We start from the raw sequence: 12,803 nt of genomic DNA on the forward strand, positions 1-12,803 counted from the left end.
TGGCGAATCGGAAACCCCCGTTCGAAGCCCGACCCGCCCCGTAGGGGAATAGATAAACGGCCGCGGAGCGGCCCTTCCCTAGCGGGTCGCCGTAGGCGTGGCCACGAGGGTGGCACCCGCCGGCTCTTGCTCCACAGCAAACAAATCCGCCATCGGCTCCAAGGCAGGCTCAGGCTCGAGCCACCGCCGCACCGGGGCGAAACTGCGGCGGTGGGCGTCGCAGGGCCCGAGGCGGGCGAGGGCGTCGAGGTGCTCGGGGACGCCGTAGCCCTTGTGGCGGGCGAAGCCGTAGCCGGGGTGCAGGGCATCCAGGGCATGCATGTGGCGATCGCGGCTGACCTTGGCCAGGATCGAGGCGGCGCTGATGGCCGGCTCGGTCGCGTCGCCGCCGATCACCGCGCGGCCCTCGCAGGGCAAGGTGCGCGGCAGGCGGTTGCCGTCGATCAGGGCGATGTGCGGCACGTGCGCAAGGCCCAGCAGTGACCGGGTCATGCCGGTCATCGTCGCCTGGAAGATATTGATCCGGTCGATTTCCTCGCGCTCGACGAAGATCACGCTCCAGGCGATCGCCCGTTCCACGATGCGGCCGTAGAGTTTCTCGCGGACGCTTTCGGTCAGCTGCTTGGAGTCGTTGAGGCCGCGGATCGGGCGGGTGCGGTCGAGGATGACCGCGGCCACCACCACCGGACCCGCGAGCGGCCCGCGGCCTGCCTCGTCGACACCGGCCACGACGAGGTCGGGGGCGAGCTGGGAGCTAACGTTGCGCTTGCGGGGCATGCCGAAAAGCCTAATGCGCCACGGCGCCGGCGGGCAAGTCCGCCGGGCGCATGAGCCCGGCGATCGCGTCGGCCGCGTGGTCGGCGGCACGGCCGTCCAGGCCGCCGCGCAGTTCCTGGTGCAGGAACTCGAACGCCGCGACGATGGCACCGCGGCGTTCGCTGTCGCCGAGCAGTTCCAGCGTGGCGCGGGCCAGGTTGTCGGGCGTGCAGTCGTCCTGCATGAATTCCGGCACCAGGCGCTTTTTGCCCAATCCGCAGGCGCGGGCGAGGATGTTGGGCAGGGCATAGACGTCGGTCTTGAGCATGCGCAGGGCCATCGCGATGCGGTAGCTGGTGGGCGAGACGCGATAGCCCACCACCATCGGTCGCTTCGCCAGCATGGCTTCGAGTGTGGCCGTACCCGAGGCCAGCAGCACCGCATCGGCCGCGAGCATGGCCTCGTGCGCCTGGCCGTCGGTGAGGACCGGCGCCACGCCAGGGAAGTCGGCCAGCAGCGCGCGCAACTGCGCATGCACCCGCTCGTTGGCGGAAGGCACCACGATGCGCAGGGTGGGCATTGCCTCGGCCACGCGGCGCGCGGCGGCGATGAATATGGCGCCCACGCGCTCGATCTCGCTCGGCCGGCTACCCGGCAGCACGGCAAGTACGGGCACGTCGTGAGGCAGGCCGAGGGCGTCGCGCGGGCCGGCGCGGTCCGAGACCATGGGAAAACGATCGGCCAGCGGGTGACCGACGAAGCGTGCGTCGATGCCGTGCTTCGCGTAGATCGGTGGCTCCATGGGGAACAGGCAGAGCACGCGATCCGCGGAACGGCCGATTTTCTCGGCACGCTTCTCGCGCCAGGCCCAGACCGACGGGCTGACGTAATGCACCGTGCGCAGGCCGGCGGCCTTGAGCTTGCGCTCGACGCCGAGGTTGAAGTCGGGTGCGTCGATGCCGACCACCACGTCCGGGCGCAGGTCGAGCAGTTTGCGCAGCAGTGCCTTACGGAGGCGAAGCAGCCGGGGCAGGTGCCTGACCACTTCGCTGAAGCCCATGACCGACAGCGCGCGGATGTCGTACCAGGAGTCGAAGCCGCGCCCGAGCATGCGCCGTCCGCCGATGCCGACGAAGCGGGCCGTAGGGTAGCGGGTGCGGAGCGCGTCGATCAGGTCGGCGCCGAGCTGGTCGCCGGAGTCTTCGCCGGCGATGAGGGCGATGACGGGCGCGTCGGCGGAGGAGGGGGGCTGCTGCATGATGTAAAGGTCTCCCTCGGTCGGTAGCCGACCTGGCGAAGTGCCGACGCCCCCTGGCGCCGGCGGGTGTTACCGGGCGAGCGAGCGCTCGCTGCGATCGAGGAATTCGAGCATCTGGCGCACGTCGTCGCTGACCTCGGCCTGCGAGAGCAGTTGCTCGCGCGCCTCGGCCAGCGGCAGGCCGGCCATGTACAGCGTGCGGTAGGCACGCTTGATCGCGGCGATGCGCGCGGTGTCGAATCCCCGGCGCTTGAGGCCCTCGCTGTTGATGCCACGCGGGCGGCCACGTGTCTCGTTGGCCATCATGACGAAGGGCGGCACGTCGGAGCCCACCAGGCAGCCCATGCCGATGAACGCATGCGCGCCCACCTTGCAGAACTGGTGCACGCCGGAGTAGCCGGACATGATGGTCCAGTCGCCGATCTCCGCATGGCCGGCCAGCGCCGAGTAGTTGGAGAACACCACGTGGTTGCCGACCTGGCAGTCGTGCGCGATGTGCACGTAGGCCAGCAGCCAGTTGTCGTTGCCGATGCGCGTGATGCCGCCGCCGTCGCCCGTGCCGCGGTTGATCGTGACGAACTCGCGGATGAGGTTACGATCGCCGATGATCACCTCGGTGCGCTCGCCCTGCCATTTCTTGTCCTGCGGGGCGCCACCGATGGAGGCGAACTGCGAGATGCGGTTGTCACGGCCAATGACCGTGGGGCCCTCGATCACCACATGCGGACCGACGGTGGTTCCCTCGCCGATGACCACGTCCGCACCGATGACGCTGAAGGCGCCGATGCTGACGTTGTCCGCGATGCGCGCCGATGGATCGATCTGCGCGGAGGGATGGATCATTTGTCGCTCCTTGCCGCGCACATCAGCTCGCAGCAGGCTACTACCTTGCCGTCCACCAGCGCGCGCGCCTCGAACAGGCCCATGCCGCGGATCAGCCGCTTGAGCGACACCTCCAGGCGCAGCTGGTCGCCCGGTGCGACCACCGCCGAGAAGCGCGCGTTGTCCACCTTGACCAGGTAGAACAGCGGGCTGCCGCTATGGCCGTCCATCTTGCTGGTGATCTGGGTCAGCAGGCCGGCCGTCTGGGCCATGGCCTCGACGATGAGCACGCCCGGCATCACCGGATGTCCGGGGAAATGCCCCTGGAAGAACGGCTCGTTGATCGTGACGTTCTTGATCGCCGCGATGGACTTGCCCGGCTCGATCTCGATGACGCGGTCGACCAGCAGGAACGGATAGCGGTGCGGCAGCAGTCGCTGGATCTGCTCCACGTCCACGGGAAGCGTCACGGCGGCTTTCGGTTCGGTCATTGCCCTTTGTCCTTTTCCAGCGCCGACAGGCGGCGCGCGTATTCATCGAGGTGTTTCATGCGCGCCGCATTGCGCCGCCACTGGCGGTTTTCCTGCAGCGGGCTACCGGAGGAGTATTCACCGGCTTCCCTGATCGACGAGGTGACCAGGCTCTTCGCCGTGATGGTAACCCGGTCGGCCAGTTCGAGGTGGCCGAGCACGCCGGCGTTGCCGCCGATGAGGCAGTAACGGCCGATCTTCGCGCTGCCGGCCACGGCCGAGCAACCGGCCATGGCGGTATGGGCGCCGATAAGGACGTTGTGGGCGATCTGGATCTGGTTGTCCAGGCGCACGTCTTCTTCCAGCACGGTGTCTTCCAGCGCGCCGCGGTCGATCGTGGTGTTGCTGCCGATCTCGCAGTCGTCGCCGATGCGCACGCCGCCCAGCTGGGGAAGCTTGATCCAGTGGTCGCGGTCGAAGGCCAGGCCGAACCCGTCGGAGCCGATTACCGCGCCCGGGTGCACGAGGACGCGCTTGCCCAGCGTCACGCGGATCACCAGGGTGACCCGGGCGACCAGGCGGGAGCCGGTACCGACCACGCAACCCGGTCCGATGGTGCAGTGCGGGCCGAGGATGACGTTTTCCTCGATGACCGCGTTGTCCTCGATGACGCAGCAGGGCCCCACGGAGGCCGTGGGATGTACGCGGGCGGACGGTGCCACGACGGCGCTGGGGTGGATGCCGCGCGGGGCGGCCGGATGCCGTTCGAACAGCGCGGCAATGCGGGCGTAGGCCACGTAGGGGTCTTTCGCCACCAGCGCGGCGCCGTTGCGCAACGGCAGCTGCTCCGCGCCGAGCACCACGATGCCCGCCTGCGACTCGGCCAGCTGGGAGGTGTATTTCGGGTTGGAGAGGAAAGTGAACTGGCTGGGCGTGGCGGCGGCCAGCGTGCCGACGCCGTCCACCGTGGTGGTGGGGTCGCCGTGCGCCTCCAGTTCGAAACGCTCGGCCAGCTCGGCCAGGGTGTAGTGCGGATTGCCGCTCAAGGGAGGCTCCCAAAAAAAAGGGGTGGCGCTTTTGGCGGCCACCCCCTGATTGTATGTGGTGCGTAGGTGCGTTTTTGTCTTAGAACGTGTTGCCGAAAGTGAACTGGATGCGCTCGACGAAGCGGCTGTCGGCGTCCTTCTTCCGGAACGGCACGGCGAAGTTGATGATCAGCGGGCCGATCGGCGCCTGCCACTGCAGCGACAGGCCGGTGGAGGCACGCAGCTCGCTGGCGTCGAACGCGCCGTAGTTCTTGTACACGTTGCCGACGTCGACGAACCACGACACGCGGGCGGTGTTCACGTCCTTCAGGAAGGGCAGCGGCAGGAACATCTGCGCCGTGCCCAGCACCTTGAACGCGCCACCGACCGGCTGGCCGTAGCTGTAGTAGCCGCCTGAGCACTTGCCCTTGGCATCCGGCGTGCCCGACACGCTGCCGCCGTCGCACAGGCGGGGACCCAGCGTGTTGTCCTGGAAGCCGCGAACGTCGCGGACGCCGCCGGCGTAGTAGTTCTCCCAGAACGGGAAGTCGACCTTGTCGCCCTTCTGGTAGGTGACGATCGGGTTGCCGCTGGCATCCTTCGCGAGCGTGCCGTCGGCATTGGTCTGGTAGACGGTGTTGCTGTACGTGGTGCCGTAGGTCTTGCCGTAGCCCACCTGGCCGTCGAGGTAGAGCACGAAGCCCTTGCCGATAGGCCAGTAGTGGTTGGCTTCGCCGAACAGCTTGTAGTACTGCACCGTGGAGCCGGGCAGCGCGCCGGAGACCGACGCCGTGAACTGGCCGCCGCGGGTGGGCGCCCAGTAGCTGTTACGGGTGTCGTGGGTGTAGCCGAGGCTGGACGTCCAAGAGTGGATCGTCTTGTTGCCCAGGGCGTTCTGGTACCCGACCAGCTCACGCGGCGTATAGAACGACGTGTTGATCAGGTTGGAGCTGACGCCCAGGCTGGTCGACACCGAGTCGAAGTCGGTGATCGGGAAGGACAGCGTCGTCTCGAACGACTTGGTGCTGTACGTGTAGTTCGCCAGGTCGGTATCGCCGTAATCCAGCTTGCTGTAACCGAGGTTGTAGCCCAGCTGGATGCCGGAATCCGTGAGGTACGGATTGGTGTAGCTGGCGTTGACGCGCTTGTAGTACGTGCTGGTTTCCGCGCCGACCGAGAAGCGGTCGCCGGTGCCCAGGAAGTTGTTCTGCGACACGGACGCCGACAGGATGATGCCCGAGTACTGCGAGTAGCCGACGCCGAACATCAGCGAACCGGCCGACTGTTCCTCGACCTTGGCGGTCAGGTCCACCTGGTCGACCGTGCCCGGCACGAGGGCCTTGTCGATATCGACGGTCTTGAAGTAGCCCAGGCGCTGCAGGCGCGTCTTCGAGCGGTCGATGGCGCCCTGCGAGTACCAGGAGCCTTCCAGCTGGCGCATTTCACGACGCAGCACCTCGTCTTCCGTACGGGTGTTGCCCTGGAAGACCACGCGACGGACGTACACGCGCTTGCCCGGCTCGATGAAGAGCGTGAGGTCGGCGGTGCGCTTGTCCTTGTCGAGCTTGGGAATCGGGGTGACCTTGGCGAAGGCATAGCCGATGTTGGCGAGGATGCCCTTGATCGCATCGTCGCTGGCTTCGATCGCGCCGCGGTTGAAGGTGTCGCCCTTATGGATGAAAACCAGCTTGCGCAGGGTTTCTTCCGGCAGGATCAGCTCGCCGAGCAGCTTGACGTCGGAGACGGTATAGACCTCGCCTTCCTTCACCGAGGCATCGACGTACATCGCGCGCTTGTCCGGGCTGATCGCCACCTGCGTGGAATCGATGCCGAAGTCGGCGTAACCGCGGTTCATGTAGTAGTTGCTGAGCTTCTCGAGGTCACCCGAGAGCTTTTCACGCGAGTACTGGTCGTCCTTGGAGTACCACGACAGCCAGTTGCTGGTGTTGGACTCGAAGCCTTCGCGGATGGCCTTGTCGCTGAAGGCCTTGTTGCCGACGACGTTGATCTCCTTGATCTTCGCCGCCTTGCCTTCGCGGATCTCGATGTCGATGGCCACGCGATTGCGGTCGAGCTGCGTCACGTGGGGATCGACCGAGACGTTGTACTTGCCGCGGTTGTAGTACTGGCGGATCAGCTCCTGCTGGACGCGGTCGAGCGACAGGCGGTCGAAGGTCTCGCCTTCGGCCAGGCCGATTTCCTTCAGGCCCTTGCGCAGGTCGTCTTCCTTGATGTCCTTGTTGCCGCGGAGCGTGAGCTTGGCGATGGCCGGACGCTCGACGACCTTGATCACCAGGATGTCGCCCTGACGGTCGAGTTCGACGTCGCTGAAGAATTTGGTCTGGTACAGGGCGCGGATGGCGGCCTGTGCCTTGTCGTCGCTCAGGGTCTCGCCCTTTTCGATCGGCAGGTAGCTCAGCACCGTGCCTTGCGCGATACGCGTAAGGCCATCGATGCGGATGTCGGAAACGACGAACGGCTCGAAAGCGGCAAGCGCATTGGCGGACAGGGAGGCGAGCAGGATCAGGGCGGCGATACGCTTCATCGTCGATTCCGTTGGGTTAATTCCAGTCGACGGCGGACGAGGCCGGCGACCGAAGAGGAGCACGCGCCGGACTCATGCCCGGCGTCGTTCGGTTGCGGGAGCAGTGAGCGCCCGTGACCTGGGTGATACGTTTACGAAACAAGCAGTCGCTGGATGTCGTTGAAGAACGCCAGCCCCATCATGGTGAACAGAAGGGCGATGCCTACATATTGGCCGGCGATCATGGTGCGCTCGCTGACCGGGCTGCCCTTGACCAACTCGATAAGGTAATACAGCAGGTGTCCACCGTCCAAGACCGGGATGGGCAGGAGGTTCAAGATCGCCAGGCTGAGCGACACCAGGGCGAGGAAATTCAGGAACCAGCCCAGCCCGCGGCTGGCCGAATCGTTGGCGACCTGGGCGATGCCGATCACGCCGGACAGGTTCTTGGTGGAAGCCTGCCCCGACAGCATCTTGCCGATCAGGTTGAAGGTGGAGGTGGTGCCCGCCCAGGTGGCGCGCAGCGATTCGCTGAAGGCGCGAACCGGGCCGTAGCGCAGGGTGGCTTCTTCCAGCGGCTGGCGGCCGACACCGATCAACCAGCGGGTGGGCTGGCCTTGCTCGGATTTCATGCGGGCGGTGACATCGACGATGCGGGTCTGGCCATCGCGCTGGATGCCCACGGCCAGCTTCGGCGACACGGCGGCCTGTTCCGGTACCAGCTTGGTGAACGCCGGGAAATCGGCCACGGGCTTGCCGTTGACGCTGACGATGCGGTCGCCCGTGCGGATACCGGCGGCGAACGCCGGATCGCCCGGCACCACTTCGCCGACCACGGGCGGCGACTGCAGCCCCAGGCCCAGCTGCGTGATCCGCTTGACCAGGTCGCCGTTGTCGGTGAGGTTCTGGATCGGCAGCACCACGTTACGCTGGGTGCCATCGGTGCCCTGCACATGCACGGGCAGGGGCTCGTTGCCCAGCAGGCTGTCGACCAGGCGGTCGGTGGCGTCGCTCCAGGTGCCGACGGCCTCGCCATTCATGGCCAGCAGGCGGTCGCCCGGGCGGATGCCCGCCTGCTCGGCGATGCTGCCCTTGTCGGCGGCCACGATGGGCGCGACATCGGGCTTGCCGATCATGTACATCGCCCAGAAGGCGACGACGGTAAAAATGAGGTTGAAGGCGGGACCGGCGGCGACGATGGCGATCCGCTTCCACACCGACTTGCCGGTGAACTCCTGCCCGCGGTCGGCGGGATCCACCTCGCCCTCGCGGGCGTCCAGCATCTTGACGTAGCCGCCCAGCGGAATAGCGGCGATCTGGTATTCGGTGCCGTCCTTCGCCACGCGACGCCACAGCGGCCGGCCGAAGCCCACCGAGAAGCGGAGCACGCGGACGCCACAGCGGCGCGCGACCCAGTAGTGGCCAAATTCGTGGAAGGTCACCAGCACGCCAAGCGTGACCAGCAGCCAGAACACGGAACCGAGGAAGGGACTCATCAGGAGGGGTGGGTCTCGAAGAAAAAACGTTGGAGTGGAGCGAGTTTAGCAGTAAGCGCGGTGGAGCACGCCCCGGGCGGCCCGTCGCGCTTCCCCATCACGCTCAACGAGCGTCTGGACATCGACCACGGGTTTGGCCGGCAGTTCCTCAAGAACCCGCTCGACGACCTCCGCAATGCCCAGGAAGGGCAGCGTGCCGGCGAGGAAAGCCTCCACGGCGACCTCGTTGGCGGCATTGAGGATGGCGGTGGCGTCGCCCCCGGCGCGCAGGGCGTCGAAGGCCAGGGCCAGGCAGCGGAAGGTGTCGGTATCGGGTTTCTCGAAGTCGAGGCGGGCGTGCGCGGCGAGGTCGAGGGGCGCCACGCCGGCCTCGATGCGCTCCGGGTAGGCCAGCGCGCAGGCGATGGCGGTGCGCATGTCGGGGTTGCCCAGCTGGGCCAGCATCGAGCCGTCGAGGTAGTCGACCATCGAGTGGATCAGGCTCTGCGGGTGCACCACCACGTCGATGGCATGCACGGGAGCGGCGAAGAGGTGATGCGCCTCGATCACCTCCAGGCCCTTGTTCATCAGCGTGGCCGAATCGACCGAGATCTTGCGACCCATCGACCATTTGGGGTGCGCGCAGGCCTGATCGGGGGTGATCGTGCCCAGGTCGGCCCGCGTAAGGCCGCGGAACGGCCCACCGGAGGCGGTGAGGACCAGCCGGCGCACGCCGACCCGGGCAAGATCGGGGCGACCGCCAGGGAGGCATTGGAAGATCGCGTTGTGCTCGGAATCGACGGGAATCAGCTCGCCGCCGCCCACGCGCAGGGCCTCCAGCAGCAGCGCGCCACCCATCACGATCGCTTCCTTGTTGGCCAGCAACAGCCGCTTGCCGGCATGCGCCGCGGCCAGCGCGGAATCCAGCCCCGCGGCACCGACGATGGCCGCGACCACGGTGTCGCACAGCGGCCCGGCCGCGGCGGCGCTGACCGCCTGCGCACCGGAGGCGATATCGCAGCGCACCCCCGCCGCGGCCAGGCGACGGGCAAGGTCCGCTTCCATGGACGGGTCGGCGACGATCGCCAGTGCCGGGCGGAAACGTGCGCAGAGCGCAGCCAGGGCTTCGGTGCCGCGGTTGGCCACCAGCACGGTGGCGCGAAAGCGATCCGGATGGCGGGCGATCACGTCGAGGGTGCTGCCCCCGATGGAGCCCGTGGCGCCGAGTACGGCGACGTTACGGACGGCCATGGCTCAAAGGCCCAGCAGCAGCTTGCCGGCCACGAAGATCGGCAGGGCGGCGAACACGCTGTCCAGGCGATCCAGCAGGCCACCGTGCCCGGGGAACAGCTGGCCCGAGTCCTTGACCTCGGCGTGCCGCTTCATGAGGCTTTCGAAGAGGTCGCCGACGATGGCCACCGCCACGGTGAGCAGGCCGAGCACGCCCAGTCCGACCAGGTGGGGCGCATCGTTCACGCCGAGCAGCCAGCCGCCGAACACCGCGAACGCGCTGCCGCCGACCAGGGCACCGTAGACACCGGCCCAGGTCTTCCCCGGGCTGATCCGCGGGGCGAGCTTGCGCCGGCCGAACTGGCGGCCGGTGAAGTAGGCGCCCGTATCGGCGGCCCAGACCACCACGAGCGCGAGCAGTGTCCACCAGTTGCCGTGGTCCGAGGCGTGCAGCGCCATGGCCGCGGCGAAGGTGGGCACGATGACCAGCACGCCGGTGCCGATCTTGAGCAGGCGGTTTTCCGAATTGGGCGCGGCGGCGAAGGTGAAGTGCCGCAGCCAGAAGCAGCAGCCGATCCACCAGATCACGCCGGCCAGGGTGAGCGCCATCAGCAGGCCCGGCGTGGCGATCAGCAGTACCGCCAGCAGGATGGCGGCCGCACCGGCCACCACGATGCCGCGGCCCAGCGGCGTGCGGCAACCGGCCAGCAGGCTCCACTCCCACGCGGCGCCGACGAAGACCACACCGATGGCCGCGGCGAAATACACCGTCGGCGGCAGGAGGATCATCGCAAGGACCAGCGGGAGCAGGATCAATGCGGTGGTAACGCGTTGTTTCAGCATGGGGTTCCGGCGTCAGCCCGTGGCGACCTGTTCGCCGGTGCGGCCGTAGCGGCGCTCGCGGCGGGCATAGTCGTCGAGGGCCTGATCCAGGCAGGCCTCGTCGACGTCAGGCCACAGGGTGTCGGTGAAATAGAGCTCGGCATAGGCGATCTGCCAGAGCAGGAAGTTGCTGACGCGCCGCTCGCCGCCGGTGCGGATGAACAGGTCCAGCGGCGGCTGGTCGGCCAGGCAGGTGTACGCGGCCAGACGGGTTTCGTCGATGTCGCCGATGGCGAATTCGCCCCGCGCAGCCGCTTCCGCGGCCAGGCGCGCCGCGTTGGCGATGTCCCAGCGCCCGCCGTAATTGACCGCCACGTTGAGCGTCAGTGCGGTGTTGGCATCCGTGCGTTGCATGGCGCCGAGCATACGCTGGCGCAGCTCCGCCTCGAAGCCGTCCAGGTCGCCGACGAAGCGCACGCGCACACCGTTGCCTTGCAGCTCGTCCACTTCGCGGTCGATCGCCTTCAGGAACAGCTCCATCAGCGCAGAGACCTCGGTGGCCGGGCGCTGCCAGTTCTCGCTGGAGAAGGCGAACAGCGTGAGCGACGCGATGCCGCGCCGCAGGCAGAACTCCACCGCCTGGCGAACGGCCTTCTGCCCGGCATGGTGGCCGAACGTGCGCGGTCGCAGGCGCTGCCGGGCCCAGCGTCCGTTGCCATCCATGACGATGGCGAGGTGGCGGGGGACCCGGCCTTCGGGCCTGGCTGCCATGGTGTCGGGCCGATGGCGCGTCAGAGCGCCATCAGCTCCTTTTCCTTTTCCTTGACCACGTCGTCCACTTCCTTGACGAACTTGTCCGTGAGCTTCTGGACGTCGTCGTCGGCACGCTTCTGGTCGTCCTCGGTAATTTCCTTGTCCTTGAGCAGCTTGCCGATGTGCTGCACGGCGTCGCGGCGGACATTGCGGATGGCGATCTTGGCGGCTTCGCCTTCCTTGGCCACGCTCTTGGCGAGTTCCTTGCGGCGCTCCTCCGTCGGCGGCGGGAAGTTGAGGCGGATGTCCATGCCCATGGTGGTGGGCGTGATGCCGAGGTCGGAGGCCATGATGGCCTTCTCGATCGGGCCGACCATCGCCTTGTCGAACGGCTTGACCGACAGCGAGCGGGCATCGGGCGTGCTGATGTTGGCAACCTGCGACAGCGGCGTGGGCGAGCCGTAATACGGCACTACGATGTTGTCGAGGATCGACGCATTGGCGCGGCCGGTGCGGATCGTCTTCAGGTCGTGCTTGAGGGAGTCGATGCTCTTGCCCATGCGGGTCTCAGCATCTTTCTTGATGTCGTTGATCATGGGCCGTATTCCGGTGGAACGAGTCAGCAGGCGAGTATAGCAGCGAGCGCGCCGGAGGCCGTGCCGCACTGCGCCAGGGAAGGTCGGCGCCGCTTCCGGCGCCGGGCTCGGCTGGGGTCAGCCGGCGTTGACGAGGGTACCCACCGGCTCGCCCTTCATGATGCGCATGAGGTTGCCGGGCTGGGTCATGTCGTAGATGCGCAGGGGCAGCTTGTTCTCGCGGCACAGGGCGATGGCGGCGGTGTCCATGACCTCGAGGCGTCGCTCGATCACCTGGTTGTAGGTGAGGTGGTCGTAGCGCTGGGCGGTGGGATCGCGCTTGGGATCGGCCGAGTAGATGCCGTCCACCTTGGTCGCCTTGAGCAGCAGGTCGGCGCCCACTTCCACGGCGCGCAGTGCGGCGGCGGAGTCGGTGGTGAAGAACGGATTGCCGATGCCGGCGGCGAACAGGGCCACGCGGCCTTTTTCCAGGTGGCGGATGGCGCGCCGGCGGATGAAGTCCTCGCATACCTCGTTGATCTTGATGGCGCTCATGGTGCGGGCTTCGCCGCCCAGTTTCTCGATGGCATCCTGCATGGCCAGCGCGTTCATCACGGTGGCGAGCATGCCCATGTGGTCGCCGGTGACGCGGTCCATGCCCGCGGCGGCCAGGCCGGCGCCACGGAAGATGTTGCCGCCGCCGATGACGACGCCCACCTCTACACCGGCATCGCGTACCTCGAGGATTTCCTTGGCCAGGCGCTCGATCACCTTCGGATCGATGCCGTAATCCTCGGCTCCCATGAGGGCTTCACCGGAGAGCTTGAGCAGGATGCGGCGGTGTTTCAGCGGGGTGCTCATCGGGGATCTCCAGTTTGTAAGGGGCAAAACAGGCTTAGTTTAGCGCGTGCACAGTTGTTACAGCTATGTGAATCCGCGGTGGGATGTCACGTTTTTTGGGTTCGTCGCTTGGCCATGTGATTTGGTTCTACTGAGGGCTCGCCTTCGGCATCGCGTTTAGCCTTGGAGCCTTTGGCGTTGGAGCAAGAGCCGGCGGGTAGCCCCCTCGGGGCCACGCCTGCGGCGACCCGTC

The 12,803-nt window shown here is 67.2% G+C and carries 12 protein-coding genes; all 12 read right to left on the bottom strand.

Going from position 1 to position 12,803, the window contains the following annotated elements:
- Positions 1–78: 78 nt before the first annotated feature.
- Positions 79–777 carry a ribonuclease HII gene (gene rnhB, locus QRN34_RS19055; protein ID WP_285407078.1) on the bottom strand — a complete coding sequence of 233 codons (699 nt, stop codon included), beginning with the start codon at positions 775–777 and terminating at the stop codon, positions 79–81.
- Between the two features lie 10 nt (positions 778–787).
- The gene (lpxB, locus tag QRN34_RS19060; protein WP_285407079.1) at positions 788–2,014 is read right to left on the bottom strand and encodes a lipid-A-disaccharide synthase; all 1,227 of its coding nucleotides are present in this window, start codon (positions 2,012–2,014) and stop codon (positions 788–790) included.
- Between the two features lie 69 nt (positions 2,015–2,083).
- Complete coding sequence (gene lpxA, locus QRN34_RS19065; RefSeq protein ID WP_036137144.1) at positions 2,084–2,857, bottom strand: acyl-ACP--UDP-N-acetylglucosamine O-acyltransferase; 774 nt, start codon at positions 2,855–2,857, stop codon at positions 2,084–2,086.
- Positions 2,854–3,327, bottom strand: a complete 474-nt coding sequence (gene fabZ, locus QRN34_RS19070) for a 3-hydroxyacyl-ACP dehydratase FabZ (protein ID WP_285407082.1) — start codon at positions 3,325–3,327, stop codon at positions 2,854–2,856. Before fabZ ends, lpxA begins: the two co-directional genes overlap by 4 nt.
- Entirely contained in the window at positions 3,324–4,352 is a 1,029-nt protein-coding gene (gene lpxD, locus QRN34_RS19075) for a UDP-3-O-(3-hydroxymyristoyl)glucosamine N-acyltransferase (RefSeq protein WP_285407084.1), read from the bottom strand. Before lpxD ends, fabZ begins: the two co-directional genes overlap by 4 nt.
- Before the next feature lie 79 nt (positions 4,353–4,431).
- Positions 4,432–6,876, bottom strand: coding sequence for an outer membrane protein assembly factor BamA (bamA, locus tag QRN34_RS19080; RefSeq protein WP_285407085.1), 2,445 nt, complete (start codon positions 6,874–6,876; stop codon positions 4,432–4,434).
- Positions 6,877–7,007: 131 nt separating this feature from the next.
- Positions 7,008–8,351, bottom strand: a complete 1,344-nt coding sequence (gene rseP / locus QRN34_RS19085; RefSeq protein ID WP_036137134.1) for an RIP metalloprotease RseP — start codon at positions 8,349–8,351, stop codon at positions 7,008–7,010.
- A gap of 45 nt (positions 8,352–8,396) precedes the next feature.
- Positions 8,397–9,581, bottom strand: coding sequence for a 1-deoxy-D-xylulose-5-phosphate reductoisomerase (locus QRN34_RS19090; protein ID WP_285407087.1), 1,185 nt, complete (start codon positions 9,579–9,581; stop codon positions 8,397–8,399).
- Positions 9,582–9,584: 3 nt separating this feature from the next.
- On the bottom strand, positions 9,585–10,403 hold the full coding sequence (locus QRN34_RS19095) for a phosphatidate cytidylyltransferase (RefSeq protein ID WP_036137129.1): 819 nt from the start codon (positions 10,401–10,403) through the stop codon (positions 9,585–9,587).
- A gap of 12 nt (positions 10,404–10,415) precedes the next feature.
- The gene (gene uppS, locus QRN34_RS19100; RefSeq protein ID WP_285407088.1) at positions 10,416–11,153 is read right to left on the bottom strand and encodes a polyprenyl diphosphate synthase; all 738 of its coding nucleotides are present in this window, start codon (positions 11,151–11,153) and stop codon (positions 10,416–10,418) included.
- A 20-nt stretch (positions 11,154–11,173) separates the two neighbouring features.
- Complete coding sequence (frr, locus tag QRN34_RS19105) at positions 11,174–11,731, bottom strand: ribosome recycling factor (RefSeq protein ID WP_036137124.1); 558 nt, start codon at positions 11,729–11,731, stop codon at positions 11,174–11,176.
- Between the two features lie 117 nt (positions 11,732–11,848).
- Entirely contained in the window at positions 11,849–12,571 is a 723-nt protein-coding gene (gene pyrH / locus QRN34_RS19110) for a UMP kinase (RefSeq protein WP_285407091.1), read from the bottom strand.
- Between the last annotated feature and the right edge of the window lie 232 nt (positions 12,572–12,803).

Origin of the sequence: Luteibacter sp. ME-Dv--P-043b, from assembly GCF_030209605.1 — a bacterium.
GTDB lineage: Bacteria > Pseudomonadota > Gammaproteobacteria > Xanthomonadales > Rhodanobacteraceae > Luteibacter.